29 protein-coding genes (1 of these 29 cut by a window edge) are annotated in these 26,985 nt (G+C 46.0%); 19 read left to right on the forward strand and 10 right to left on the reverse strand.

Going from position 1 to position 26,985, the window contains the following annotated elements; translation table 11 throughout:
- Nucleotides 1-115 precede the first annotated feature (115 nt).
- The 6 genes from KAI37_RS03675 to KAI37_RS03700 all read left to right on the forward strand — a co-directional run bounded on the left by KAI37_RS03675 (nucleotide 116) and on the right by KAI37_RS03700 (nucleotide 6,184).
- Nucleotides 116-1,408, forward strand: coding sequence for an ABC transporter substrate-binding protein (locus tag KAI37_RS03675; RefSeq protein WP_220030738.1), 1,293 nt, complete (start codon nucleotides 116-118; stop codon nucleotides 1,406-1,408).
- A 237-nt stretch (nucleotides 1,409-1,645) separates the two neighbouring features.
- Nucleotides 1,646-2,554, forward strand: coding sequence for a carbohydrate ABC transporter permease (locus tag KAI37_RS03680; RefSeq protein ID WP_023987015.1), 909 nt, complete (start codon nucleotides 1,646-1,648; stop codon nucleotides 2,552-2,554).
- Between the two features lie 5 nt (nucleotides 2,555-2,559).
- Complete coding sequence (locus KAI37_RS03685) at nucleotides 2,560-3,399, forward strand: carbohydrate ABC transporter permease (protein ID WP_023987016.1); 840 nt, start codon at nucleotides 2,560-2,562, stop codon at nucleotides 3,397-3,399.
- 112 nt (nucleotides 3,400-3,511) lie between these two features.
- Complete coding sequence (locus KAI37_RS03690) at nucleotides 3,512-4,624, forward strand: rhamnogalacturonan acetylesterase (protein ID WP_220031433.1); 1,113 nt, start codon at nucleotides 3,512-3,514, stop codon at nucleotides 4,622-4,624.
- Between the two features lie 72 nt (nucleotides 4,625-4,696).
- Nucleotides 4,697-5,731, forward strand: coding sequence for a glycoside hydrolase family 88/105 protein (locus KAI37_RS03695; protein WP_071644195.1), 1,035 nt, complete (start codon nucleotides 4,697-4,699; stop codon nucleotides 5,729-5,731).
- A gap of 51 nt (nucleotides 5,732-5,782) precedes the next feature.
- Complete coding sequence (locus tag KAI37_RS03700) at nucleotides 5,783-6,184, forward strand: sensory rhodopsin transducer (protein WP_220030739.1); 402 nt, start codon at nucleotides 5,783-5,785, stop codon at nucleotides 6,182-6,184.
- A 94-nt stretch (nucleotides 6,185-6,278) separates the two neighbouring features.
- Here the strand turns inward: KAI37_RS03700 and KAI37_RS03705 are convergent, their stop codons facing one another.
- The 3 genes from KAI37_RS03705 to KAI37_RS03715 all read right to left on the reverse strand — a co-directional run bounded on the left by KAI37_RS03705 (nucleotide 6,279) and on the right by KAI37_RS03715 (nucleotide 9,967).
- Complete coding sequence (locus KAI37_RS03705) at nucleotides 6,279-7,238, reverse strand: DMT family transporter (RefSeq protein ID WP_220030740.1); 960 nt, start codon at nucleotides 7,236-7,238, stop codon at nucleotides 6,279-6,281.
- A 207-nt stretch (nucleotides 7,239-7,445) separates the two neighbouring features.
- Nucleotides 7,446-8,762, reverse strand: a complete 1,317-nt coding sequence (locus KAI37_RS03710) for a glutamate-1-semialdehyde 2,1-aminomutase (RefSeq protein ID WP_275955752.1) — start codon at nucleotides 8,760-8,762, stop codon at nucleotides 7,446-7,448.
- Between the two features lie 83 nt (nucleotides 8,763-8,845).
- Entirely contained in the window at nucleotides 8,846-9,967 is a 1,122-nt protein-coding gene (locus KAI37_RS03715) for an LCP family protein (RefSeq protein WP_220030742.1), read from the reverse strand.
- Between the two features lie 103 nt (nucleotides 9,968-10,070).
- Here KAI37_RS03715 and KAI37_RS03720 point away from each other — a divergent pair, with 103 nt between their 5' ends.
- From KAI37_RS03720 to bcp, 4 genes are read left to right on the forward strand one after another with little or no spacing between them, the layout of a single operon-like run.
- Nucleotides 10,071-11,111 carry an ABC transporter ATP-binding protein gene (locus KAI37_RS03720; protein WP_013308769.1) on the forward strand — a complete coding sequence of 347 codons (1,041 nt, stop codon included), beginning with the start codon at nucleotides 10,071-10,073 and terminating at the stop codon, nucleotides 11,109-11,111.
- Nucleotides 11,104-11,898 (forward strand): ABC transporter permease, encoded by a 795-nt coding sequence (locus KAI37_RS03725; RefSeq protein WP_069081078.1) that lies wholly within the window; start codon nucleotides 11,104-11,106, stop codon nucleotides 11,896-11,898. The genes KAI37_RS03720 and KAI37_RS03725 overlap by 8 nt, the downstream gene beginning before the upstream one ends.
- A gap of 4 nt (nucleotides 11,899-11,902) precedes the next feature.
- Nucleotides 11,903-12,691, forward strand: a complete 789-nt coding sequence (locus KAI37_RS03730; RefSeq protein ID WP_081366793.1) for an ABC transporter permease — start codon at nucleotides 11,903-11,905, stop codon at nucleotides 12,689-12,691.
- Between the two features lie 42 nt (nucleotides 12,692-12,733).
- Nucleotides 12,734-13,210 carry a thioredoxin-dependent thiol peroxidase gene (gene bcp / locus KAI37_RS03735; RefSeq protein ID WP_220030743.1) on the forward strand — a complete coding sequence of 159 codons (477 nt, stop codon included), beginning with the start codon at nucleotides 12,734-12,736 and terminating at the stop codon, nucleotides 13,208-13,210.
- A 70-nt stretch (nucleotides 13,211-13,280) separates the two neighbouring features.
- On the opposite strand, the gene KAI37_RS03740 is transcribed toward bcp, so the two are convergent.
- Genes KAI37_RS03740 through KAI37_RS03760 form a run of 5 tightly spaced genes read right to left on the reverse strand, consistent with a single transcriptional unit; the run spans nucleotide 13,281 to nucleotide 18,542 of the window.
- On the reverse strand, nucleotides 13,281-14,396 hold the full coding sequence (locus KAI37_RS03740; protein ID WP_076293107.1) for a GerAB/ArcD/ProY family transporter: 1,116 nt from the start codon (nucleotides 14,394-14,396) through the stop codon (nucleotides 13,281-13,283).
- Between the two features lie 17 nt (nucleotides 14,397-14,413).
- A complete protein-coding gene (locus KAI37_RS03745) occupies nucleotides 14,414-14,650 on the reverse strand; it encodes a hypothetical protein (RefSeq protein ID WP_071639544.1) in 237 nt (78 codons plus the stop codon).
- A gap of 30 nt (nucleotides 14,651-14,680) precedes the next feature.
- The gene (locus tag KAI37_RS03750) at nucleotides 14,681-15,790 is read right to left on the reverse strand and encodes a GerAB/ArcD/ProY family transporter (RefSeq protein ID WP_071639545.1); all 1,110 of its coding nucleotides are present in this window, start codon (nucleotides 15,788-15,790) and stop codon (nucleotides 14,681-14,683) included.
- 5 nt (nucleotides 15,791-15,795) lie between these two features.
- Nucleotides 15,796-17,004 (reverse strand): Ger(x)C family spore germination protein, encoded by a 1,209-nt coding sequence (locus KAI37_RS03755; RefSeq protein ID WP_220030744.1) that lies wholly within the window; start codon nucleotides 17,002-17,004, stop codon nucleotides 15,796-15,798.
- The gene (locus KAI37_RS03760) at nucleotides 17,001-18,542 is read right to left on the reverse strand and encodes a spore germination protein (RefSeq protein WP_076293106.1); all 1,542 of its coding nucleotides are present in this window, start codon (nucleotides 18,540-18,542) and stop codon (nucleotides 17,001-17,003) included. The genes KAI37_RS03755 and KAI37_RS03760 overlap by 4 nt, the downstream gene beginning before the upstream one ends.
- Before the next feature lie 240 nt (nucleotides 18,543-18,782).
- On the opposite strand from KAI37_RS03760, the gene KAI37_RS03765 reads away from it, so the two are divergent.
- Entirely contained in the window at nucleotides 18,783-18,926 is a 144-nt protein-coding gene (locus KAI37_RS03765) for a hypothetical protein (RefSeq protein WP_220030745.1), read from the forward strand.
- Nucleotides 18,927-18,988: 62 nt separating this feature from the next.
- On the opposite strand, the gene KAI37_RS03770 is transcribed toward KAI37_RS03765, so the two are convergent.
- Entirely contained in the window at nucleotides 18,989-19,645 is a 657-nt protein-coding gene (locus tag KAI37_RS03770; protein ID WP_071639548.1) for a DedA family protein, read from the reverse strand.
- 145 nt (nucleotides 19,646-19,790) lie between these two features.
- On the opposite strand from KAI37_RS03770, the gene guaA reads away from it, so the two are divergent.
- Together guaA and KAI37_RS03780 are read left to right on the forward strand one after the other, a co-directional pair.
- Complete coding sequence (guaA, locus tag KAI37_RS03775; RefSeq protein ID WP_023987031.1) at nucleotides 19,791-21,329, forward strand: glutamine-hydrolyzing GMP synthase; 1,539 nt, start codon at nucleotides 19,791-19,793, stop codon at nucleotides 21,327-21,329.
- Between the two features lie 473 nt (nucleotides 21,330-21,802).
- Nucleotides 21,803-22,420, forward strand: a complete 618-nt coding sequence (locus tag KAI37_RS03780) for a Type 1 glutamine amidotransferase-like domain-containing protein (protein ID WP_220030746.1) — start codon at nucleotides 21,803-21,805, stop codon at nucleotides 22,418-22,420.
- Between the two features lie 72 nt (nucleotides 22,421-22,492).
- Here KAI37_RS03780 and KAI37_RS03785 read toward each other — a convergent pair whose 3' ends face one another.
- On the reverse strand, nucleotides 22,493-23,623 hold the full coding sequence (locus tag KAI37_RS03785) for a Gfo/Idh/MocA family protein (protein WP_220030747.1): 1,131 nt from the start codon (nucleotides 23,621-23,623) through the stop codon (nucleotides 22,493-22,495).
- Nucleotides 23,624-23,752: 129 nt separating this feature from the next.
- Between KAI37_RS03785 and KAI37_RS03790 the strand changes: the two genes are divergently transcribed.
- The 6 genes in view from KAI37_RS03790 to KAI37_RS03810 are tightly spaced (at most 40 nt apart) and all read left to right on the forward strand, a layout consistent with a single transcriptional unit that may run on beyond the window.
- Nucleotides 23,753-24,598, forward strand: a complete 846-nt coding sequence (locus KAI37_RS03790; protein ID WP_104497362.1) for a LysR family transcriptional regulator — start codon at nucleotides 23,753-23,755, stop codon at nucleotides 24,596-24,598.
- A gap of 19 nt (nucleotides 24,599-24,617) precedes the next feature.
- Nucleotides 24,618-24,788, forward strand: coding sequence for an SGNH/GDSL hydrolase family protein (locus KAI37_RS26270; protein WP_258383042.1), 171 nt, complete (start codon nucleotides 24,618-24,620; stop codon nucleotides 24,786-24,788).
- A gap of 20 nt (nucleotides 24,789-24,808) precedes the next feature.
- A complete protein-coding gene (locus KAI37_RS26275; RefSeq protein ID WP_258383043.1) occupies nucleotides 24,809-25,219 on the forward strand; it encodes an SGNH/GDSL hydrolase family protein in 411 nt (136 codons plus the stop codon).
- A gap of 16 nt (nucleotides 25,220-25,235) precedes the next feature.
- Complete coding sequence (locus KAI37_RS03800; RefSeq protein ID WP_220030748.1) at nucleotides 25,236-25,706, forward strand: MarR family winged helix-turn-helix transcriptional regulator; 471 nt, start codon at nucleotides 25,236-25,238, stop codon at nucleotides 25,704-25,706.
- A 21-nt stretch (nucleotides 25,707-25,727) separates the two neighbouring features.
- A complete protein-coding gene (locus KAI37_RS03805; RefSeq protein WP_220030749.1) occupies nucleotides 25,728-26,666 on the forward strand; it encodes an NADP-dependent oxidoreductase in 939 nt (312 codons plus the stop codon).
- Between the two features lie 40 nt (nucleotides 26,667-26,706).
- Nucleotides 26,707-26,985, forward strand: partial view of a nuclear transport factor 2 family protein gene (locus KAI37_RS03810; RefSeq protein ID WP_071639553.1) — the 5' portion only. It continues 111 nt past the right edge of the window; only the first 279 of its 390 coding nucleotides appear in the window; it begins with the start codon at nucleotides 26,707-26,709; its stop codon lies off the right edge, out of view.

Below are 26,985 nucleotides of genomic sequence, written 5' to 3' on the forward strand. Positions count from 1 at the left end.
CTCGGCTTTTGGGAAAATAACAACAGGAGCTAATGTAAACGCTATCAAAATTGCATGAGTGCGTTGTCACTCGTAATTTGGCTCCTTTCTAGAACAGCGAAAAGGGGAGAGATAGGTGGGCAAAAAGGGATGGTTTCTGATCATAGCTATGCTGCTCGTTTTGACGACGGCATGTAGCGGAGCGGGCGGCGGCGGCAATTCGGGCACAAGTGCAGACGGGAAAGTAAAGTTACGTATCGCTTGGTGGGGATCGGATACGCGTCATGAATACACGCAAAAGGTCGTTGATTTGTATAAGCAGAAAAATCCAAATGTAACGATTGATGTAGAATATGCCTCTTTCGATGACTATTGGAAAAAGCTCGCTCCGCAGGCTGCGGCTAATCAGTTGCCGGATATCGTGCAAATGGACATTTCGTACATTAGCCAATATGCGAAAAATGGTCAACTGGAGGATCTCGCGCCTTACTTGAATCAGAAAATTCAGGTCGCAGACGTGAACGAAAATGTGCTCAGTACCGGTGTAATAGCAGGAAAGCAATATGGTATTCCAACAGGTGTCAATGTTCTGGGTTTCCAGTATGATCCGGCGTTGCTCAAAAAAGCAGGTATAGATAAAATTCCTGACAACTGGACATGGGATAAATACAAAGAACTGGCTTTAAAGGCAGCTTCCAATAAAGTATATTTTGACAGCTCGATGGCTGCCGATATTTTCTTCCACTACTATTTGCGTACGCAAGGAAAGACGCTCTACAATGCGGAAGGAACAGGCTTGGGGTATGACGACGATAAGCTGTTTGTTGACTTCTTTAGCGGATTGGCTGATCTGATTAAGAAGGGAGCGACCCCGCCTCCTGAAATCATGAACCAGACTAAGGGGATTCTTGAGGAATCCGATATCGTAAAAGGAACAGGCATCGGTATTTGGCAGTGGTCCAATCAGTATGTGGGCTTACAGCAGGTTGTTAACCGCCCAATGGCACTGGCTCCGATGTTTGGGCCGAATATGGAAAAAGGCGTATATATGCAGCCTACGATGTACTGGACGGTTGCTTCCCGTTCACAGGTGAAGGATGAAGCCGCTAAGTTTATTGATTTCTGGATGAACGATGTAGAAGCGAATAAATTGATTAAAGGCGAACGGGGCGTACCGATTTCCGCCAAAATCAAGGAAGCTGTTGCACCAGAGTTGAGCGAGCCTACGAAGCAGGTGTTTGAATTTGTAGCTTCCATGGAGCCGAAGGCTTCTCCAATGAGCCCGCCGCCACCAGTCGGATCGCCGGAAGTGATTGCGACTCTGACCGATTATATTGAGCAGGTCAATTTCGGACAGATGACGGCTGAAGACGCAGCGGCCAAATTCCGGGCTGATGCGAATACCATCCTTGCGAATAACAAGCAATAATAAGCGCAATATGGCCTTTGGATATCTGACAACGTTTTAGCATAAGAATCGATAGGATCGAAGGAACATTTCGTTAAGTTAACCGTGCGTAGTCCAAAGCATGATTGCGCACGGTTGATTCGACGAACCGACTGCATAAGCACCCTCTGCAGACATCACAATATTATTCGTATAACAACGAATTATAAACATCATAAAGTTTTACTAATTCTTTAAATGCAACAGAAGGGAGGCTTGATGAGCTTGCGAAATCATCAGAGCTTGAAAGCTAATATGACCGGATATGCGTTTATCAGCCCGTTTATTGTGGGCTTTCTGGCGTTTACGTTAATTCCAATGTTTATTTCGCTGTATCTGTCCTTTACCACCTACAACCTGTTCACCCCGCCCAAATGGATTGGTCTGGGTAACTTCGAAAAGATGTTCACAGGCGACCCGAAATACTGGAATTCGATCAGGGTCACGTTTACGTATGTATTGGTCGGTGTACCGTTGCGACTGATTTTCGCGCTGTTTGTGGCTATGATTTTGAATACCAAATCGCGCATGGTCGGCACCTATCGGACGATGTACTATCTGCCATCCATTATCGGAGGTAGCGTTGCGGTATCCATTATGTGGCGGAACATTTTCAGTAATAACGGCATAGTGAACAGCCTGCTTTCGACCTTAGGGGCGACTCCGGTGAAATGGTTTGGTGATCCGGATGCTTCGCTTACGATGCTGATCACCCTGTCCGTATGGCAATTTGGCTCCTCCATGCTGATTTTTCTGGCAGGTTTGAAGAACATTCCTGTTGAATTGTACGAGGCGTCCAGTGTAGATGGTGCTAAGCCAGTACGAAAATTTTTCAGTATTACGCTGCCGTTGCTTAGCCCCATTATTCTATTTAATCTGATTATGCAGACAATCAGTGCCTTTATGACCTTCGTCCCGGCTTATGTTATTTCTAAGGGCGAAGGAGGCCCGATGGATGGAACGATGCTGCATTCACTGTATCTGTTCCGGCAGGCGTTTATGTTCAGCAACATGGGATATGCGGCAGCCATGGCTTGGGTCATGCTCATTATGATTGGGATACTGACAGCGATTTTATTTATAACCTCCAGATACTGGGTATTTTATGAAACGGAAAAGGGGCGCTGATACCGATGGCATGGAAAACGGTCAAATGGCCAATTTATCACATACTGGTTGCTGCACTGGCGCTCCTGATGCTGTATCCCGTTTTTTGGATGCTGTTCAGCTCGTTTAAAGAAAGTCGGACGATATTCGTCACGGCATCCTCGCTTTTCCCTACAGAATGGATCTGGCAAAACTATGTAACAGGTTGGAAAGGGACGACGGGCTACAACTTTGGCACGTACATTCTGAACTCGCTCACGATCGTGGTGATTTCAACGATTGGAGCCGTGCTTTCCTCCTCATTGATCGCATTTGGCTTCGCACGTTTGAAATTCAAAGGGCGTAACTTGTGGTTTGCTTTGATGATGGTGACGCTTATGCTACCAGGGGATGTGGTACTGGTACCGCAATATATTATTTTCACCAAGCTCGGTTGGATCAATACGATCTTACCGTTGGTGGTACCCTCCTTTTTCGGGATGCCGTTCTTCATCTTTCTGATGGTGCAGTTTATACGGACGATTCCAGCAGAGTTGGATGAAGCGGCGACGATTGACGGATGCGGCAAGTTCCGGCTGTATTTCAGGATTATTTTACCCTTACTCAAATCGTCGTTGGCTACAGCGGCAATCTTCTCTTTCTACTGGAAGTGGGAGGATTTGCTTGGTCCGGTACTCTATCTGAATTCGCCGGAGAAATATACCGTATCGATTGCACTCAAAATGTTCCTCGACAGCGAGTCGGCTTCCAACTGGGGAGGAATGTTCGCGATGTCTATCCTAAGCCTGTTGCCTGTTATCGCTGTATTCTTCGCTTTCCAAAAGCAAATTGTAGAAGGAATGAGCACGAGCGGCCTGAAGGGTTAAGATCCAAAACCCATAGCGTGAGTTATGAAGCTTACGAGTGGAAATGGAAGGCATCGGGGTTTGTACGATTGAATGGACGGGATTTGAGGGCGATGGCTGAGAGGTGAGTAAATTGTGGAAGTTTGATTTTGGTCCGGGGGAGCCTGCGGATGGCTACAAGGGAGTGTCCCCGGATTGCTTATATACAACTGAGCAGGGCTATGGCTTTGAGACTACGGAGCATGTGTACGGTCGAAAAAGGCAGAGTGCAGCCAAGGATGCACGTACGCGGCTGCGAAGCAGCTTTTGTATTCCACTAAACGCTGCATTTGTTGCAGATGTGCCAGACGGGCTGTATCTCGTCACTATACTGGTCGGCGATTCGCAGGCGGAAACGCTCACGCGACTCAAGTCTGGTGAAGGCAAGCACATGCTTCCTCCAGTGCACACGCTGCCAGGCCAGTTCACCGAAGCACTGTTTGCGGTGCCTGTCCGGGGTGGCAAACTGCGCCTCACCGTATCAGGCACCGCGCCAAGGCTCAATGCGCTGGAGATTGCGCTAGCGCCACAGACCCTTCGGCTATTCCTAGCCGGAGATTCCACGGTTACGGATCAGGACGCATCCGGCTATCCGTATACTGGCTGGGGCCAGGCTTTGCCCGCCCTGTTCAAGCATGATGTCTGCGTGGATAATCATGCCGTATCGGGACGAAGCTCCAAAAGCTTCGTGGACGAAGGACGGCTGGGTGTCATTTTGGGCGAAATAAAGGCAGGAGATTTCCTGTTCATCCAGTTCGGTCATAATGATCAGAAGCCTGATCCGGAGCGGGCTACAGAGCCTTTTACAACCTACAAGGAGCATCTTCGCCTCTACATCGATGGCGCAAGAAGCCATGGGGCAACCCCGGTACTGGTTACGCCCGTACATCGTCGCTATTTTAACGAGGATGGTACGCTATCTGACACACATGGTGACTATGTAACAGCGGTTCGTGAGCTGGCGGAAGAAGCGAATGTACCGCTGATTGATTTGTCTGCCTGCACGCAGGAGTTATATGAGCAGATGGGTCCCGAAGAGAGTAAAGAGCTTTTTATGTGGTTGCTGCCTGGTGAATACATGAACTTTTCCGGCGGCTTAGAGGATAACACGCATTTTCATGAGAATGGCGCGGTTCGTATTGCAGACATGGTGGTGGATGCTGTGAAGGAACTGGATTTGCAACCGCTGCGCATGTATTTACGTTGAAGGACGACCTTTTCATGTACGGGCGTCAAGGAGGTAACTCACGTGAAACTTACCAAAGGGGGAGACGTGGAAATGCCTGCATTGATTTTTGATGAAGAACAAGTTAAGCAGGTGATCGACCGGGTAGTAGAACGCACCTTTCAAATGCACTACAGCTGGGATTGGCCGGGCGGAGTAGCCTTTTACGGAGTATGCGAAGCGTATGAAGCGACAGGGAACGAAAAGTATTTGACCAAGCTGAAAGAATGGGTTGACGAAAATATCGAGGACGGGCTTCCGTCTCTCTCGGTGAACGGCGTTTCTGTTGGGCACTGCTTGTTGACGCTTTATCAGGCCACAGGTGAGCAAAAATACCTTGATATTGCCGTCGAGATGGCAGAATTTTTGTCCAAAAAAGCGGAGCGGTTTGGCGACGGCATTTTCCAGCATACGGTGAACTCACTTCATGATGTATTTCCGCAGCAAGCATGGGTGGATACGATGTTTATGGCTGGTTATTATTTGCTGCGCATCGGTCATCTGTTAGGCAACAAGGAGTATTGGGAGGATGGGGTTCGTCAATATCACGGGCATGAAGAATTTTTGCAGGACCCGGATACGAATCTGTATTATCACGGATGGGATCATGCCAATCAAAGCCGGATGTCAGGAATATATTGGGCGCGCGGCAATTCATGGGCAGCCCTCACGATGGCAAAAGCGCTGAAACTTGTGGAGGTGCAGCATCCATCTTATATGATCATCGACGGCTCGCTGCGTGACCAGCTCAATGCACTGGTGCGGCTGCAATCCCCAGAAGGGCTGTGGCATACGGTGCTGAACGATGATACCTCTTATCTGGAAACCTCGGGCTCGGCAGGAATTGCGACCGCCTTGCTTATGCAAGGAAGATTGTTTAACAAATACACCCAAAAGGCGATCGAAGGTATTCTTTCCCGCATTAAGGACGACGGCACAGTAACGGGTGTATCCGCTGGAACTGCTGTAATGAACGATATTGACGGCTATCGAAACGTTCCATACAAACGCATTCAGGGATGGGGGCAGGGATTGGCGCTTGCTTTTCTGGCTCAACTATTGCGTACCAAGGAGAATCCGTATGGCTAGAAGAAGGGGCATAAGCGCCAAAAAGTATTATGGGTAAAGGAGGCCAATAGTATGGGAAATGCTGAACTTTCTCATGAAAAAGTAGCTAATCAGCCACGAGGCAGCCTATTCTGGGTCATCCCCGATGGGTATATTCCACCGGAAAGCCGGGGAGAGCTGCTCAGTCATGAGAGTATATGCGTGCTGAATTGTGGGAGCCGTGTGGCAAATCTGAGTATAGACATCTATTTTGAAGACCGCGAGCCATTGGAGGGATTGATCGAGGTTGTGGAAGGAAGACGAACCCGTCATATCCGAACAGCCTCGTTGGAGAAATCCGGCGAACGGATTCCGGTAGGTATTCCTTACGCAATTACGGTCACTAGCGATGTGCCCGTAATCGTACAATATAGCAGATTGGACACGACACAGCCGGAATTGGCGTTAATGAGTGTCATGGCGTACCCTATCTAATGCGACGAAGACTAAGAAATGAAAAAAGAAATCTCTCGGCTGGAATTGCGCAGCTTGGAGATTTCTTTTTTTGCAGGCAAATGAGTGTCTATTTTTAGCCCGTTTTTTGTGATTTTGCCGAAGTTGTTTTGATTGGCGTGAAGTTTTTTCGCCCTCCAAAATTGGTACCCAACACGCCGATAATGATCATCACAGCCCCAATAATGTGATAGTAGGCAAGCTGCTCCTTCAAAATGTAAGCACCGGCAATCATGGAAATGAGGGTGGATAAATTGCCGATCACACTCATTTTGGAGGCTTCGATCCACTTCAAGGCAAAGCTCGATAACAGCGAGGTGACGAGGGTAGACAGAATGCCCAGATAAATCAGTGCCATCCAATAACCAGGCTTCACCAGTGGAGCGGTATAGGCGCTCATGGAGCCGTCTATGGCATGATATCCCAGTGCCACCACGTTAAAAACGATACATCCCAAAATAGAGGTAACGTAGGTCAATTCCATTGGGTTGTACTTTTGTGTTAATGGTCGTGCCAGCACATTATAGCCGGATAGGCATATCGCAGAAAGCACGAGCAGAAGAATACCGCCATAGCTATTGGATGCTAGCGGTGCTCCGCTTTTCATCACAAATATAAAAACCACGCCAAAGACAGAGAGCAGTAAGGAAATCTTCTGGACTACCGTTGTACGCTCTTTAATAAAATAGGAAGCTAACAGCAGCGTAAAGATGGGAACGGTTGCTTGGATAATTCCACCTTCCGATGAAGAAGTGCTCATCAGCCCGAAGGCCTGCAGTGGAAAATACACTAATGGCGAGAGCAGTGCCAGTGGTAAAATACGCAGAATGTCACGCATCTTGATGTTGATCTTGATCCAACCGAGCAACACGGGAATGGTCAAAGCGATAAATGACAGCGCAAAGCGGTGGGCAATCACATCCAGCGGGCTTGCCTCTGTGACTGTCAATTTTACAAATAAAAATGAAAATCCAAGTATAGCTGCATAGCTGAGAGCTGCCAGATAGGCGGCTCCATTTCTGGAACGATTGCTCATAATAAACCTCCATAATAATGACCTTAACCTGTGGTTCTCTCAATATACCCGTAGGGCATAACCTGATACAATCCATAAAACCTGCAACTGTACGGGTACAGTTGTGAAATGAAAAAAAGCCGGAACGAAGTCCCAGAGGTCGGATACCCATCCCTAAGACTACTTCCAGCTCTTATCCTATTCATATTCTATCACTTACTGCTTAGTTTACTTACCTTGTGACATCGCCCGGAACGAATCGTCCGCCGCTTCCAGCGTAGCATCCACATCTTCGTCCGTATGCGCTGTTGTGAGGAACCAGGCTTCGTACTTGGATGGTGCCAGATGAATACCGCGATCCAGCATGTGACGGAAGAAGGATGCAAACGCTTCGCTATCCGTATCCTGCGCCTGCGCGTAATTCGTGATCGGATGATCACAGAAATGCGTCGAGAACGCTCCACGAATTCGGTTGATCGTCAATGGCACGCCGTAGCGTTCGGCAGAGGACTGGATACCGTCCGTCAGCCTCACGGCCAGACGTTCCATCTCTTCATACACGCCTTCCCCTTGAAGGATTTCAAGGCAGGCGATGCCTGACGAGATGGACGCCGGGTTGCCCGCCATCGTACCCGCTTGATAAGCTGGGCCGAGTGGGGCAACCTGCTCCATGATGTGCTTGCTGCCGCCGTAGGCACCAATCGGCAGACCACCACCCATGATTTTGCCCAGCGCGGTCAAATCTGGCTGAATCGCATCATGATTGTCCAAACCTGCAAACGTTTGGGTGGAACCGAAGTGGAACCGGAATGCGGTAATGACCTCGTCATAAATGACGAGTGAGCCGTTCGCACGCGCCATGGAGCACAACCCTTCCAAATAACCGGGTTGCGGCATGACCATGCCGAAATTACCGACAATGGGCTCGACCATGACTGCCGCCACATCGTCGCTCCAACGCTCCAAGGCTTGGCGTAACGCGTCGAGATCATTGAATGGTACGGTAATAACCTCGCTCGCAATGTTGGTCGTAATGCCTGCACTGTCCGGTATGCCCAGTGTGGAAGGACCGGAGCCTGCGGCTACAAGTACCAGATCCGAGTGACCATGGTAGCAGCCGGCGAATTTGATGATCTTGTTCCGCCCAGTATAGGCCCGTGCCACACGAATCGTCGTCATGACTGCTTCTGTGCCGGAATTCACAAACCGGACCTTGTCCATAGAAGGAATTGCTTCCTTCAGCATCTTCGCCAGTTTGATTTCCAATACCGTTGAAGTTCCGTATAATACGCCGTTCGCGGCCGCTTCGCTGATAGCCTTAGTAATATGGGGATGGGCATGTCCAGTAATAATAGGGCCGTAGGCCGCCAAATAGTCTATATACCGATTATCATCCTCATCCCAGAAATGAGCACCTTTAGCGCGTTTCATGAATACTGGAGCGCCGCCGCCCACAGCTTTAAAGGACCGTGAAGGGCTGTTAACGCCCCCGACAATATGCTCCAGGGCTTCTTTATATAGTGCTTCGGAGTTTTCCCGTTTCATCAACAAAAACTTCCTTTCCGTTCATTAAAATAGGGTATACACACGCCAAAGGGCAGCGTTCACGGCTGCCCCTGCATACATCATTATAGCTCTTTTTGTCCTGTCTTTGTTGTTGATTGTGTGGAAGCATCTTCATTACTGGTTTTACTGCCCCCTGTAAAAGAAGCTTTATCCTTCTTGGTAGACGATGCACTGTCTGGCTGTTTCGTTTCGTTCTGATCCTTATTTTGTTCCTGTGTTTGTGTGGGTGGATTATTAAATATATCCTGCACATACGTTTTCAGTTCTTCCGGATCGCGGACAGTAAGAACTGCCGCGCCGCCCACATTCTCTTCTCCGAGCATCTTCATCGGTGGAACCTGTTCGCTGCCTGCAAAGTTGCTTTGGTACCCCACATTTGCCAGCTTCCACATATCGTTAACACTGAGATTCGTGTCAATGAACGGGTTAACCTGCTCTAAAATATTCGGCAAGTTAGCGATGGAAGTCGTGGTCTGCATTTTCTGGGCTACGGCTTCCAAGAATGCCCGTTGCCGTCCTGATCGGGAGAAGTCGGACATTGCATCGTGGCGGAACCGCACATATTGAAGCGCCGTGTTGCCATCTAGATGCTGCATGCCCTTTTTCAAATCAATATCGTATTGATGTTTATCCGCATTACTTGTATAATGCATATCCTTTTCCACTTCAAAATCAATACCGCCTACGGCATCCACCAGTTTGATAAAGCCCTGGAAATCCGTGTACACATAATATTGCACCGGGATGCCTAACAAATCGCCAGCCGTCTTCATGGCTGTGTTGGGTCCGTGAGTAATGGCGGTGTTAATTCGATTTTTTCCATAGCCGGGAATATCCACGTACGTATCACGCAAAATAGAGAACAGGTGGATTTTTTTCTTGACGGGGTCCAGCGATACGACCATCATACTGTCTGATCGGGGAACTTCCCCTTTCTGGATACCGCGCCCATCAACACCCATCAGCAAAATGTTAACCATATCGGTACCTTCCCACTTGGGCGGTTCTGGCGTACGAACCTGATCGACCTGCTTTACATTTTTGAAGGGGGAGTTAGCGCCCTCTTTATGCAGATTATCCAGCTGATTATAAATGGATGTAAAATAGTACACGGCAAAGCCGACAATCGCGACGATTACCACGGCTAGAACCGACCATATCGTCCTTTTGGTTCTGCTTGTCATGGATGCTCTCCCTTTCGCTTTTCAGTTCATTACATTATAATTTCTTTTTGGAGCACAATCAATTTAACTATGGATTTTACAAATCCTGATTGAGAGGTATAACATGCTGGCAATTGATGTGCAGGATCTGCGCAAAACATTTAAGGTTCAAAAAAATCGCGAGGGCTTAAAAGGTGCCTTCCTTGATTTATTCGCCCGCGAATACAACGAGGTAGCCGCGGTCAAAGATATATCTTTCCGTATTCCGCAAGGAGAAATATGCGGTTATATCGGTGAAAACGGCGCCGGAAAGTCCACCACGATTAAGATGCTGACAGGCATTCTCGTGCCGACATCGGGACATCTCAAGGTGGGCGGTTATGTCCCCTATGAGGAACGCGAGAAATTTGTAGGCAACATTGGTGTTGTTTTCGGTCAGCGCAGCCAGCTTTGGTGGGACATCGGTGTGATCGAGTCTTTTCAACTACTGCGGAAAGTATATCAGGTTCCGGCTACGGACTTCAAACGCAGGCTGGATGAGCTGGTAGAGAGACTACAATTGCAGGATCTGCTAAGCCGCCCGGTACGCAAGCTTAGTCTCGGGCAACGGATGCGCTGTGAGTTAGTAGCAGCCTTGCTGCACAATCCGTCCATTGTTTTTCTGGACGAGCCGACCATTGGGCTCGATATTATGGTAAAGTCCGAAATCCGCGAGTTTCTAAAGGACATGAACCGGGATTACGGTACGACTATTTTGCTGACAACCCATGATTTGCAGGATATTGAAGCGCTGTGCTCGCGCGTCATTATGCTGGATGATGGGAATATCATCTATGATGGTGGTCTGGAGGATCTGAAGGCACGTTGGGGTACAGGTCGAGAAGTAAGGTTTCAGTTCGGTACACCGACCCAATTGGAGCAATTACAGGCATGGACTGCTGATATGCCACTGGCTTGGACGGCGGATAACGATTTGGCTGCTAAGGTATGGATTCCGCTTCATATTAATGTATCGGATGTGCTCGCAAGCGTAGTCGGTCGCACGGACATTACGGATATCAAAATCATTGAAACCAACACGGATGATATCGTCCGCAGTATCTATCAGTCTGGCTCCGCGGAACGCCAGGGCAATCCGGTAGTGGAGGCCAAAGTTCATGCTTAGCGTATACACCGATTTTATTCGTATCCGATTTCTCACGATGCTTGCGTATCGTGTGAACTACTATTCAGGAATCCTTATTTATTCCATGAATATTGGCGTGTATTATTTCACATACAAAGCGATATATGGCGATGCGGGTAGCATTGGAGGTTTTACCGCTGCTCAGATGACGACGTATGTTGCAGTATCGTGGATGGCGAGAGCCTTTTATTTTAACAATCTGGATCGTGAAATTTCGACGGATATTCGTGATGGAAGCATCGCAATTCAGATGATCCGACCTTATAACTATGTACTTGTTAAATTTATGCAGGGACTCGGTGAGGGAATGTTCCGTTTTCTGTTGTTTATGATTCCGGGCATGGCGATTGCGATGCTGCTGTTTCCGGTGACGCTCCCCAGTGACCCGGTAGCCTGGGTTGGTTTTCTGGTCATGCTGTTTTTCAGCTTTCTGATCAACACTCAGATCAATATTATTACGGGGTTAACGGCCTTTTTTATCGAAAATAATGAGGGCATGATGCGTATGAAGCGCGTAGTTGTAGATCTGTTTTCTGGGTTAATTTTGCCAATCAGTTTGTTTCCAGGCTGGCTGGCGACGATCGCCCAATGGATGCCGTTTCAGGCGATTACCTATTTGCCGGGCTCTGTATTTACGGGACGTGTAAAAGGCGTTGGCATCTGGAATGTACTGGGTATCCAAATCATTTGGCTGGTCGTTCTGCTCGTGCCGATGATCATCATTTGGCGACTGGCGCGCAGACGTCTGTTCGTGCAGGGAGGGTAAGCCGATGATGTACTATTTGGGTCTCATTAGCGAATATTTAAAAAATTACATGAAGTCACGGCTCACCTATCGGGCCGACTTTTGGGTAGAAGTTATTTCAGACCTGCTGTTTCAGGCCACGAATCTTATTTTTATCCTGGTTATTTTTATGCATACAGACAGTTTGGGCGGCTGGAGTGAAAGTGAAGTCGTGTTCGTTTATGGATTTTTTATGGTTCCATACGGACTATTCAGTTGTTTTGTAAATCTTTGGAACTTTAGCGAGCGTTACATTGTGAAAGGTGAACTCGACCGGGTAATGACCCGTCCCGCGTATAACCTGTTCCAGATTTTCCTTGAAAATGTGGATCCGCCTGCGCTGGTGGGTTCTGTGATTGGCCTGATTATCATGGGGATCAGCGGGGCACAGATGGACTTGGCTATGGAGTGGTGGTTCGTACCGGCGCTGATCATTTTGAGCCTAAGTGCCGTGGCGATTTATACGGGCATCTACACCATATTGACATCCCTTTCGTTTTTTTCGGATGCGCCGACAGGAATTATCCCGCTCATGTACAATATTCAGGGCTACGGACGTTATCCAGTAACGATCTATAACCGTGCTATTCAGGTTGTGCTAACTTGGATACTGCCTTTTGCTTTTGTTGGCGTATATCCAGCCTCCCTGTTCCTTCACCGAGAGGACATGCGCCATATGGCGCTCTTAACTCCTGTGATGGGGATTGTCTTTCTGACCTTGGGTTTACTGGCATGGAACTGGGGGATTCGCCGTTACAGAGGGGCAGGCTCATAGGGCGGATCACATAAGAACTCCCACAAGATAGGAGATGATGAGATGTCCACGACATCTACCATTATTGGACAAGAGGCACCGGATTTTGAATTGCCTGGGAGTGAGGGAAAGCATGTTAAGCTGTCTGATTATCGAGGCAGTAGGGTATTGTTGTATTTCTATCCCAAGGATTTGACCTCCAGCTGCTCGAACCAGGCTTGTGATTTTCGGGATAAACATACGAAGTTTGAAGGCTTGAACACGGTGATTCTGGGGGTAAGCCCTGATCCACTCAAGCAGCATGACAAGTTTATTGCAAAGTACGGTTTACCTTTTCAGTTGCTTTCTGACGAAGAGCATCAGGTGGCTGAGACATATGGGGTATGGCAGCAAAAACAAATGTACGGCAAGCAGTACATGGGCATTGTTCGGTCTACGTTCCTTATTGATGAAAATGGAATTTTAGTTCATGAATGGCGTGGTTTAAGAGTGAAAGGACATATTGATGCTGCGCTGGCATACATTCAGGATATGGCATAAGTGAAGAACCAAAGAAAACCTTTTGCAACCGGATCGTGCTTTCAGGCATATCGGTTTCAAAAGGTTTTTGTTAATTTTTAGATATATTCTGCCGTTGCTTCCACTTTTGCTTGCAGAGATAAACACCCCATAATAGCAGCGGAATGATCAAGCCGTTCGTATAATTCCAGGCTGCCAGTGGATAAACAAGAGTCCTCACATAATAGAAGACATTTGGCGATATTAAAATGGTCATGCCAAACACAAGCGCTCCTGCGGGGATGACAAAGGGACGGATATTAGAAATTCGGAATAGCTGGGTTGTTCCGAAAGTAAACGCGTAAAAGAAAAGAACACCTTTGAAATAGGCAGCAAGTGCCCACGTTAAAGTTACTAACGATTCAACTCGTGTAATATAATTGAGTTCATTAATCTTTGTTGTGAGTGCAGAAGAAATGTAAGGACTATAATTGGTCACAAAGGGACCAATGACAAGGAGAGAGAGAAGCAAAAACACGCTAATCAGGAATCCGCCTATTAGAGAGGCGAGTAACACGTCCTTTCTAAAATGGGCATGTTTGTTAACATAGGGAAAAACCATGAGCATGACAGACATTCCGGCAAATGGCATAGCTGTAGCTGGAACGATCCCTTTACTAATGGGACCCATTCCATTTTCAAGACTAGGCTGTAAATTAGAAAGATGAATTTGCGGCAAGAGTGCAAGAATCAAACCACAGAAAATGAATACATATACAGTTAACAGCATCTCACTAACGCGACTAAAAGCCTCTATTCCCGATAGCACAGTAAACACCAGTAATGCTACCTCCATAGCCAGCAGGATGCGCAGAGGGGTTTCTACAAGTAACTGTGAAGTCAGGAAATCACCTACTTCTCTCGCATTAAAGGCGGTGTTCATTAAGAAATAAAACAAATACCAGCAGGAAAGAATGGTTCCGAATACAGGTCCCAAAATTTTACGGATGGCTTCAATAAGCGAAAGGTTCGGGTAGAGCTCATGAACGCGAATAAGCACATAAATGATGACTAAGCCTAACGGGATGGATAATATGGAGCTGATCCAGGCATCTTGGTGAGCAATATGTGTAATGATAGTCGGATAGATTAAGAGCATATCCCCGATTAAACACAGGAAAGTAAGGACAGTCACTTGTCGGACACTAATACGGAATCTTTTTGACATGTGTACCTGCCTCCTTTTTAAAAACCAAATAGATGCGACACGAAAGTGTTTATGGGGTTATAGATGATTTCGATCAAAATCAGCGGGCTTGGTGTAACCTCCAATTTTACGGCAAGGACACTCAACCATGTTCCTAATCCAAGCATAATGATGTACACCAACATATCCTTAAAGCGATGCTTGCGGTACAAGCCTGGCAAATCCTTGACGGCGATAGCCAGACCGATACAGATGACGATAATGGTAGCCAGCATGCGCATGCTCCTTTCGTGAAGGGTGAGAATTCACCCGGGTCCCAGACTGTGACGGCCCTTCGATCTAAATTTATATACAACAATCAGCAGGAGAGGAAGGACAACAGAATCGGTCAAATCCCAATAAATCCAGGCATGAACGATCGTATCCAAATAGTAAGTAATATTGGGTGCCGAGACGATAATCAAGCCAAATAAAATCATGAAGCTGGGGCCAAGAAAGGTCCTTACATTGTCCAGTCTCAGCAGTTGAGTCATGCCCAGTGTAAAGGCATAGAAGTGTAAAATGGTCTTAAAGAAAGTAGTGATAATCCAGGCTGTGCTCATCATGGACTCTACCCGTTGCAAGAAACCACCAATGTTAATCTTTTTGGATAACGTATAGGAGGTGTACACACTGTTCTCTGTTACAAAGGAGCCCAGTACCATGAGTGAAACAATTAGCAGTACGCTTAACAGGATGCTGGCAGTAAGCCCGGATAGCAAAACGGACTTTTTTAGGCCAGGTTTTTTGCTTACATAGGGAAGAATCATCAATAAAAAGGCTAATTCTCCGAATGGATAGGATACTGCAAATATGCTTCCTTCGATAACTTTAGGTATACCTTGATCCATGAACGGCTTAAGCTGCTGACTGTCACATTGGGGGAGTAAGCACAGGATCAAAAACAAAGTGAACACCAAACATAAAGGAAATAATATTTGAGCAGTACGGGCAATAGGCTCCAGCCCCATATACAATCCCCACATCATGACAAGGATTAAAATTAAATTGATAACGGGGAGGGGCGTCATGACATAGGTCTGGTTGTTCATAAAATCCCCGACCTCTCTTAAATAAATCGCGGAGTTTATCAATAAATGGAATAAATACCATATTGAAATGAGGGCGCCTAGCCATGGGCCCAAAATTCGCTGACAGAGTTGGATAAAGGTGAGCTCAGGATAGAGCTGATGTACCTGCAGGAGTAGCCATAGTACAGCAAGTCCTGCAGGGATGCTCAACAACGAGCTGATCCAGGCATCCTGTTTGGATATGCCTGTAATAATGGAGGGATACACTAACACGCAATCTCCGAAAATACTCAGAAATACGAGTACGGCTATATTTGAGATGCTGATTCGCCCTTTCTCCTCCACTAAGCTCACTCCTTCATTTGTTTTTGGAACGATTCAAACAAAGAACCAATTTTTTTAATTTTGGTCTCTGCTTTGTATTCGATTTGCAAGTCCAAAAACGGATTTTCTTTTTCTTCTTTCAATCTTTTCCAAAGTTTGGGCTTAGACTGGTGAATCAACTGGCCAAAGCCGAAAATGTCTGACTTATATTGATGTCGGACAGTCTCTACCGAATGCTTCATGATTTCAACGATTTTTTCATTACTTACGGCTTCAATTTCTTTAATATCGTCCATACTATCTAGCTTCATATGCTGGCAGTTGACTTCTCGTACTGTGCTGTTGTTGGTAACGGATATCAAAATAACAGGCTCTCCATCGCGAATCATAACTTTGTTTTTGGTGTCACTGCTCAACGTTAACAAGGCGATATTTCCACCTCCCTCACAGTCTGCGTGTCCCGTAGTAGAATCCACTTTATTGCGGATATAGTTGAATCCTTTACTGTCTCGTTCATTGATCCATCCCAGTAATCGGTCTTTTTGGAATACACCAATACCAGAAAACCTCAATGTGGTTCCAGGCGATATGCTTTTGGTGTCATCTTCACCTTTTTCAATGGACGCCTCAATATCTCCCACAGCCTCCAAAGCTGGCAAAGTAGATTGGATGTCGGGATTAGTCAGATCGCTAAGCAATTGATCCATGGTTACTTTGGTCGCAGGTGCCCACGTCTTGGTTAAGGTGTCCAATGAAGCGAACATTTTGTTGGCCGGTAACTTTTCCAAAGAAGTCGGTATTTTTAAAATCGTAGAAGCCTTGTTATTCTTGGCTATCGCAATGTAAAAGTCACTTCTTGTAAAGGGCTCTCGCATCAAGGCTTCAATCACATCAGAAATCCCTTTCCTCGCATACTCCTCACCTAAAATCAGCATACGAATATGAGATAAATAAATGGAGCGCGGACTTGTATCAGTCATTTTTTGAATGGCCTCCTGAATCGTGGGCGCTGTGGCCTCATAAGTAACCACTGGAGAGCCTGCACTTGGTGAAGATTTTGAAGCCACTGCAGAAGGAATAACCACCTGAGCCGTTACCTGATACTGGTCTCCTTTCATATCCACTCCGATTCCAATAGCGATGCCAAGTTCGTTTAATTCTTTGCGGTCCCAGCAGCCCCCTAATATTAATCCGATCAGCCCCCAGACGAACAGCAAATGAATGGTCTGCTTCATGGTTGATCCCTTCTGGTTTGTGATTTATTGCCGATCCGTCTTTTTTTCGTTTTTTGGCGGATCGTATTTTGGATAGAGATGGATTGAGGACGCTTCGTCATATGAGGCCAGGGTAAGCGAAACAGCGTATCTTTCATATCGCTTTCCACATAGGGGCCAAATGGACTCATGTAAGATACTCCAAATGATCGCAGACTGGTCAAGTGCAGCAAAAGTACGATTAATCCCATCAATATTCCTAGAAGTCCGAAGGCTGCGGCTAGCATCATTAAGGCAAAGCGGACAATACGAACTGCTATGGATAGACCGTTTTCCGGAATAACATAGCTGGAGATGGCAGTGATCGACACGATAATGACCATAGCCGCCGAGACAACCCCCGCATCCACGGCTGCTTGTCCAATGACCAGTGTGCCTACAATAGATACAGCTTGTCCGACGGTCTTGGGAATACGAACCCCGGCTTCACGCAAAATTTCATAGGTGATCTCCATAAGCATCGCCTCGACAAAAGCTGGAAATGGGACGCCTTCCCTTTGTGCAGCGAGGCTGATCAGTAAGTTTGTAGGGATCATCTCCTGATGGAAGGTAGATACAGCGATATAGACTGCCGGTGCAAGCATAGCGATAAAAAAAGAAAAAAAGCGCAACATACGCAGCAAAGTGCTGATGTCAGCACGCTGGTAATAATCCTCTGCTGATTGGAAAAATTGGACGAACAATGCAGGTATTAACAGAACAAAGGGTGTCCCATCCACCAATATAGCGATTCGGCCCTCCAGCAGGCTGGCAGCGACTGAATCCGGGCGCTCGCTGTTATATATGGTGGGAAACGGGGTGAAGGTCGCATCCTGAATTTCTTCCTCGATGTAACCCCCTTCCAAAATCCCGTCAATATCAATTCGGTCCAGACGTTCTCTCAGTTCCTGAATAACTCCTTCGTCAGCAATCCCTTTGATATACATCACGGACACATTGGTATGCGTGACTTGACCAATCTGTCTTGTTTCCATCCAGAGGCGCGGATCGCGGATTCGTCTGCGAATTAGAGCTGTATTGGTACGCAAATTTTCGGTAAAACCCTCCATTGGACCCCGTACAACAGTCTGTGATTGGGGTTCGCTGACATTGCGATCCTCCCAACCGACCGCATCAATCCATATGCCTTTTGTGTATCCGTCCAGCAGAATGATAATACCGCCGGATAACATCCGGTCGAATAAAACATCCATTTCCTCCAAGCTACCTGCGTTACCAGCAATCAATACCTGATCCTTTAAATAGTCGAACGGTTCCGCGCCCTCTGGTACATGATGTTCGTTTACCCGCATTAATGAACGCAGAACGGAATCATGGAGCAATTGAGTGTTAACCAGACCATCGATATAAAACAAAGCTGCTGGCCATTTTTGCATCCATAATAGCTGTTTAATGATTAAATCTCCGCTGTTTCCAAAGGCGCTTTCAATATGCTTTACATTATCCTTCAAGTTAGAGGACACATGAGTAAGTGGACAACTTTTATTCTGATTTGGCATACGTAAAATCCTCCGATATTGGAGTTTGTTGGCTTAGTATGCTCTGAATATATGAATTTATGCCTTGACGGTTTATAGAGTGATTTTTATAAATTAGATAAACAACTAATTACATGCAGTACAGGATTTCAGGCTGGGCGATGCGACATTGGATTGTTTTAAGCCGCTTTGGGCGCGGGTTGGTTGCTAGCAGGGTAGGGGGACATTTGTCTGGATACATTATTATTGAGGGAGACCCCATTGTATTTACAGGGTCCATTGTGGTCATGCTGGGGCATGCTGACGGCGTGGAGTCAAGGTATCATCGGACTGTCTATGTTTGGAGCAGGGGTGGCGATTGAAATGATGGAGCCGCTTTGGCTTGAGGCGCAGGGTTTGTGGTGATATCTATCGTGATTTCGATGTATTATGCAAGGACTCGTAACCGTAAGGCAGCAGAAGTTTGACTACTTCGTGTCATCCTTGTTGCTGGTTTTCACCGATTTTTCGGATTTGCGTAGTGAGCTAAACAGGAAGTTTCTCCACCGGTAAATAATATACAGAAGGATTATGAACCCAACGACTCCCGCAATTCGCAGTGCATACAGCTCTACCAAATGGAAAATGACATCCCATTGGGGACCAAACAGCTTGCCGATGCTTAGAAAGAGGATGACCCAGAATAAAGCGCCGCTGTAAGCATACAAGACAAATTTACGGAAAGAAAGAGCAATAATTCCGGCAAAGTAACCGGTAAAATGCCTGACACCGGGAATGAAATATCCAAGGAAAATAAGCCAGTATCCATATCGTTGAAACCATTTTTGTGTTTTCTGAAGCTTGTCCGGCGATAGCAAAACCCATTTACCATATTTCTGAATAAAGGGGAGTCCAGCCCACTTTCCGATAAAGTAGGTAATAGTCATACCGATGGTTGTGCCCAAGAAAGCTAGCAGCACCAGTTTACCGAAATCCAGGGTACCGGCATAGGAAAGATATCCCGCATAAGCCATTGTGGTTTCCCCGGGAAAAGGTAAAGCAATAAACTCAAGCAGCAAGCCGAAAAAAAGGACGCCGTAGCCGTATTCTTCGAACAATTGCGCGATCCACTTCAGCACATCCATCGTTTACACTCCTACGAACAGATTGAGTATTTTAGAATCAATTCATTTTAACAATCTTTTCATGCCCACTCAACTCCGGTTGATTTCTTGACGTCTTGTTTTATCGTTGCGTATAATGAAACGAACAATTGAGGGAGGCACGGTAATGAATAAGCCTAATGAAATCGTTGTAGTTCTCGATTTTGGAGGACAATACAACCAGTTAATCGCAAGAAGAATTCGGGATCTCGGTGTATATAGCGAGCTCCTTCCATACAATACGCCTGCGGAGAAGCTGAGAGAGCTGGCGCCCAAAGGGATTGTTTTCTCAGGCGGACCTTCCAGCGTATATACAGACAATGCTCCTCAGGTGGATCGGGCAATTTATGATCTTGGCATCCCTATCTTTGGTATTTGTTATGGCATGCAGCTGATGGCTCACCAACTGGATGGTAAGGTAGAACGTGCGGGCAAGCGTGAGTATGGCAAAGCAGACGTGCAATTCAATCAGGATGCCCGCTTGGCTAAAGGACTGGATTCTCGTCAAACCGTATGGATGAGCCATGGGGATCACGTTACAGATCTGCCAACCGGATTTACACTTGATGCAGGAACAGAGAGTGCGCCGATTGCCGCGATGAGTAACCTGGAGCGGAATCTGTATGCGGTGCAATTCCATCCAGAGGTACGTCATTCCGTTCAAGGTAACGAGATGATCAGCAACTTCCTTTATGAAGTATGCGGTTGTGAAGGCAACTGGACCATGGAATCGTTCATTGAAGATCAAATTCGTGAGATTCGTCAACAGGTTGGCGACAAGAAAGTATTGTGTGCCTTAAGCGGTGGCGTGGATTCTTCCGTTGTAGCGATGCTCATTCACAAAGCGATTGGTGACCAACTGACGTGTATGTTCATTGACCATGGATTGCTGCGCAAAGGTGAAGCCGAAAGTGTAATGGAGACGTTCGTTGGTAAATTTGATATGAAAGTTGTCAAAATTGACGCACGTGAGCGCTTCTTGTCCAAACTGGCAGGAGTTGATGATCCGGAACAAAAACGTAAAATCATCGGTAACGAGTTTATCTATGTGTTCGAGGAAGAATCTTCTCAATTCGACGATTTTACTTTCCTGGCACAAGGTACACTGTATACGGATATTGTAGAGAGCGGAACAGCAACGGCACAGACCATTAAATCCCATCATAATGTGGGTGGTTTGCCGGAGAACATGAAGTTCAAGCTGATCGAGCCGTTGAATGCCCTGTTCAAGGACGAAGTGCGTAAAGTCGGAGAAGAATGCGGACTGCCACCTGAGATTGTATGGCGTCAGCCGTTCCCGGGTCCGGGTCTTGCCATTCGTGTGCTGGGTGAAGTGACAGAGGACAAGCTAACCATTGTTCGTGAGTCGGATTACATTTTGCGCGAGGAGATTGCTAAAGCCGGTCTGGACCGGGAAATCTGGCAATACTTCACCGCTTTGCCGAATATGAAGAGTGTTGGCGTTATGGGCGATGCTCGTACGTATTCTTACACCGTAGGTATTCGTGCAGTAACCTCTATCGACGGTATGACTGCCGACTGGGCACGTATCCCTTGGGATGTGCTGGAGAAAATTTCGGTACGTATCGTAAATGAAGTGGATAACGTGAATCGCATCGTGTATGATATCACCTCCAAACCACCAGCAACGATTGAGTGGGAATAAACGCGGAGACTCCCGCGCCGTAACCATCAATCCTTTAAGATTTACCAATACAACATCAGGACTCCTCCGTATCGGCGAAATATCGCTATGCGGTTGGAGTCTTTTTTACGGGGGCAAGGTCGAACCTTTGCTCGGGAAAGTTTACTGTACGGCAACCTCAATCGACGGGGGTTAGCTGAAGGCGAACAGCATTGCCTCATGCAGCGGAGATATGAAGTCATTTATTGTTGCAAAACGGAATATGAAGCTGAAAAAAGGAGATATTATTCAATGTTAATGTCTCCTTTTTTATATGGTTTTATTAGATTCAAGCTATAAATAGCTTAAATCAAGTATTAAATTAAACGTTCACTTCTTTTTCATGTCATGCTCTAATGGTGTCATGTTTTGATACTAATATATTTTATAATGTACCTAGATTAAAGTGTTGCATATCTCGTTTTATTAAACGCTATTCTAAGGAGAATAAAGAGATGAAAAAATTATTTCTGTCGTCCTCATTTAAGGATGTTGCACCATGCTTAGTCCATTTCGCTGGTGAAAACTTAGAAGGAAAAAAAGTCACCTTCATCCCAACCGCAAGTATTCCAGAGAAAGTTAAGTTTTATGTGGATTCAGGGAAAAAAGCATTAGAGAATTTAGGATTAGTCGTGGATGAAATCGAAATCGGCACAGCAACATTGAATGAAATAGAGAGTAAAATTAGAGAAAATGACTATATTTATATTACCGGAGGCAACACATTTTATTTACTTCAAGAGTTAAGAAGAACCGGGGCTGACAAAATCATTGCTGATGAAGTTAATGCAGGGAAGTTATATATAGGAGAATCGGCAGGTTCGATAATTTTATCACCGAATATCGAATATGCCCGACTTATGGACAATGTGGAGGAGGCGCCTGCTTTGGATTCCTTTGTTGCGCTCGGGATAATTGAATTCTATCCAGTCCCCCACCATACGAACATCCCGTTTAAAAAAGCAGTGGAGAGCATCATTGAGGAATATGGCAGCCAATTAAATTTATATCCAATCAGCAACGCGGAAGTTATTTTGGTTGAAAGTGACAGTATAAAGGTCGAGAATGCATGATTTTAAAAGATCAAGAACCTTTAACTCCCACATCTATCGTGGTGTTAAAGGTTCTTTTTTTATAATTCTACCTTACCATACGATCTTTTTCCCAGTTGCAGCCGATTCCTCAATGCGGTCTAGTAGCTGATGCAGCTTTAAAGCATGGTTGAAATCGGGAGCGAGACGGGTGTGTGTCAAAATATCCTCGGCAAAAACATAATGAGCCTTGGCTACATTTAGGGTTACCCCTTCTTTTGGGAAATCCATTTCTATATTAGGCTCTCTAGTTATACTTATTTGTTCAAAAGCGCCATTAGGACCATGACTCTGCGTACTGCTTGGATCGTACACAAGTTTTTCGAGCGTTAGATTCCCGAATTGAACATGCCCAAGCGAAGGATTCTGTGACAAACGCAAAATACCCTTTTTCCCTTGAATCTCTATCTCAAACTTAGAATTCACTCCGCCTTGAATGTGAACGGATACCGGTGCTCCTTTTTCCAATATTCCGTGAATCAGAATCTGATCGGCTGTATCCTTGGAAATGACTTCACCCGTTTCCTGAATAATGGCTTCGTGATAACGTGATGATGTAATGGCCGATAGCTCGCGGAATTCGCCAACGATGTATTGCAACGCATCCAGGGAATGCCCACCATTAATCGTGAGCAGATTAGCCCCATTGGCTCTTTTCAGCAAATAAGCAGTGTCCTGATTTACTTGTCCTCCTTTGCCGGGAGTAGCTACTTGCATATGACAGGATATAATTTCACCAATCTCTCCGCCCTCCACGAGCTTTTTCATCGTTTGCACTTCAAGATCCTGCCGTGCCTGCAAGCCGACGGTATGATGAATGCCTGCCAGTTCCGCCGCCTTGGCCATTTCAGCAGCTTCCGCAGTGTTTGCCCCCAAGGGCCATTCACAAAAAATATGTTTTCCCTCTTGAATTGCCGCCATCACCGCCTCGTAATGATGGGGAACTTTTACGCTCACCACGACCATGTCCACATCCTCGGAAGCTGCGAGCTTTTTGGAATCATCAAAAGACAGTGCCGCACCTACTTCTTCTGCGCTTTGTCGCGCACTCTCCATACGAGAGGTACCAACGGCAGTGATATCCAGGTTCGAGTGCTTGAGCAAAGCAGGAATATGCGTTTGACTGGCCCATTTATTATTCATCGAACCTCCTACGATACCTACACGAATCTTCTTTTTGATCATGTTGCCATACCTCCTGATTTTTTAAATGGGTGGAAAATAGCATCCAAGGCCAATATAATACACTTAACTCATAAATAATAATGCTTGTTTATGATATAGGTATCATTTTATTTGATGGGAGGTAAAGGGATGGATATTGAAAATATGCAGGCATTTGTTTCGGTGGCAGAGCTGAGAAGCCTGACAGAAGCAGCACAAAAGTTGAATCACCTGCAATCGAATATGACGGCCAAAATAAAGAAGCTGGAGGCCCATTACGGGACAGCATTATTTTATCGAAAGCCCCGTGGTATGGAGCTGACACCTGCAGGAGAAACCTTGTATGCTCAGTTCAAGCAAATGTTGTTGCTATGGCAAGACACGGAGATGAAAATGAGACCGCAGGAGGAAAAGCTGCGCATCGGTACGATGCAGTCCATCGTGGCGGGCGAAACAACGAGGGCGCTCACGAAGGTATATGAGCTGTATCCGCAGGCCTCGGTTACATTAAAAACCGGAACCACGACGGAAATGGAGCGATTGATCCTTGACGGGGAACTCGATATTGCTTTTGTTACAGGGTATCCCGCCAACCCGTATATTCATTATCAAAAAATATGCCGTGAAGAACTGGTGCTGGTGGGGAAAGGCATACATGAAGCCTCGGATCTCAAACAGGTACTCCAAGGAGCATCTATTATCATATTGTCGGATGGCTGCCTGTACCTCACGTATTTAGAGAAGATGTATCAGGACATGCAATTGACCCATGGCGAGGTGGTAGAGGTCGGGGTGTTTGATACGATGGTGCAATTTTCCTTGATGGGAATGGGAATCACCCTCATGTCCAAAAAGCTGGCGCGTCAATTTAAAGTAACATCCTATTTGCCCGCTCCCCCAACCTTCGGCTACATGGATACATATTTAATAACCCGACCAAATCACGAAATGACAGCGATTGAACATAAATTTATCGAAATCAACAATACGATCTAATAGATAGGAGAGACATTGAATGACAATCAATCAAGGCAAATGCCAAGGCAGCCATGCTGTATTTCTGGGTGATAGCATTACGTTTGGATATGAATTGCGTGATGGAGAAAAGCCTTACCCCCACCTTGTGAGCGACGCACTGGGATTCCTAACCTTTGAGAATCACGGCATATCCGGGGCAGCAGTGTAGCCAGCGGCGGTTTTGAACCGATGTGTGAGCGTTATGAGAAAATGAACCCTCATGCGGACGTGATCTTTTTTATGGGGGGAAGAAACGACTTTTCGATGGGAGAAATACCGTTCGGTAGCTTGGATACGCCATCGACAGAAACGAGTACGTTTTATGGTGCGCTCAAGCATATTGCCGAAGGACTAATTAACCGTTACCCGGACAAGCTGATCGTCTTTTTGACTCCGCCTCACGGATCAAGTGATACGGTTCCTGAGCATCTGCCTAATGCCATTGCTGGTCAAGTCTATAGCGCGTATGTACAGGCCGTGAGAGAAGTGGCCTCACTTTATTCTTTCCCGTGCTGTGATCTGTGGAATATCGCCGGAATTCAACCACTATTGCCTGTACATAAACAGATGAAACTTGTCTCAGGGCTTGTTTATTTTTAGTGAGGGTGTATAATACTTGATATATCAATTGATAGGTCAAGTATTGGGAGGAGGGTTTGTCATCGAACATTGCTCTGAAAAAAGCCAGTTGTTTTATCGCATGCATCTTTTGTGTAAAGAAATGAATAACGCCTTTGAAGCACAGTTAAAAACCAGTTTTACCAAGGTTGAAATTTTGTATCATATTGATCATCGTCAGGAACTAAGTCAGCTGGAGCTCCAACATCTGCTCGTTCTGGATGGTGCAGCAGTAACCCGACATCTGAGAAGACTGGAAGAGGAAGGTCTGATTTTACGTAGTAAAAAAGAGCAGGATAAGCGTGTGACCTATATACGTTTGACCGAATTAGGGGTTCAAGAGCTGCAAGTTTTGTCAGAGCAAAGACAAGCCTTTCAGGAAAAGCTGCTATGTAAGTTTACAGATGAGGAAATTGTGGCTTTGACAGATGTGCTACAGCGTATGTCTAGCAATATAAAGAATATGTAAATGTGCGAGGAGGAAATGAATATGAAAGCCATCGTTATAGATCAGTATGGAAGCAAGGATGAATTGAAAGAAAGAGAAGTGGCTACTCCTACACCACAGGCTCATCAGGTTGTAGTTAAAGTGGCGGCTACCTCCATCAATCCAATTGACTGGAAGCTGCGTGAAGGTTACTTAAAACAAATGATGGATTGGGAGTTCCCAATTATTTTAGGCTGGGATGTAGCCGGCACTATTTCGGAAGTAGGCAGCGAGGTCATCGATTGGAAAGTGGGAGATGAAGTGTTTGCACGCCCGGACACTACCCGATTCGGAACTTATGCCGAGTATACCTTGGTGGATGATCACCTGCTGGCACGTAAACCTGCCTCAATTTCTTGGGAGGAAGCCGCTTCTGTACCTTTGGCGGGGTTGACTGCTTGGCAGGCGCTCTTTACACATGGTCAACTGACCAAAGGGGAGAAAGTATTAATCCACGCAGGTGCAGGTGGCGTAGGCATGTTTGCTATCCAGTTTGCCAAACAAGCCGGAGCCTATGTCATTACTACAGCCAGTGAGCGTAATCATGAATTGCTTGCTTCATTGGGAGCCGACCAAATCATTGACTATCGTACAACTCGATTTGAGGAAGTTTTATCTGATGTGGACGTGGTGTTCGATACGATGGGTAGGGATGTTCAGAAGAACAGCTTTAAGGTAATGAAAAGGGATACCGGACGGATCATATCCATTGTCAGCAATTTCGACGAAGAGCTGGTGAAGGAGTACAACGTAACGGCCAAAAATATATGGCTGGAGCCCAACGGACAGCAGCTACAGGAAATTGCCGATCTGTTGGAGCAAAAGAAAGTAAGATCGGTAGTAGGAGCTACGTTTCCTTTTTCACAAAAAGGTTTGTATGACGCACACGCTTTAAGCGAAACCCACCACGCTGTTGGTAAAATTGCAATCACCTTTTCATAAGGACGCATACACATATACAGCACGAAAGGAATTGCACACGATGAAGATTTTAGAAGATTATTTTCACTACTATGATTTAGCAAAAGATGACGAGAAGAGTAGAGAGCGATTAATTAGCCTTTTCTCTGAGAAGATTGAGTTTGTATTGAATGGTGATCGAAAACAAGGTATGAACAGTTGGAAAAGCTTCTTGAATATGTTCTTTGAGGGATCGCTCGAAATCAAGCATATGTATGAAGGTTGGAAACCTGTACCCATAGAACCTGATACCTATCAAACCAAATGGGCAGTGTGTGGTAAAAAAGCAACAGGCGAAGTT

The sequence above is a fragment of the Paenibacillus sp. S25 genome (assembly GCF_019454085.1).
Taxonomy (GTDB): domain Bacteria; phylum Bacillota; class Bacilli; order Paenibacillales; family Paenibacillaceae; genus Paenibacillus; species Paenibacillus polymyxa_B.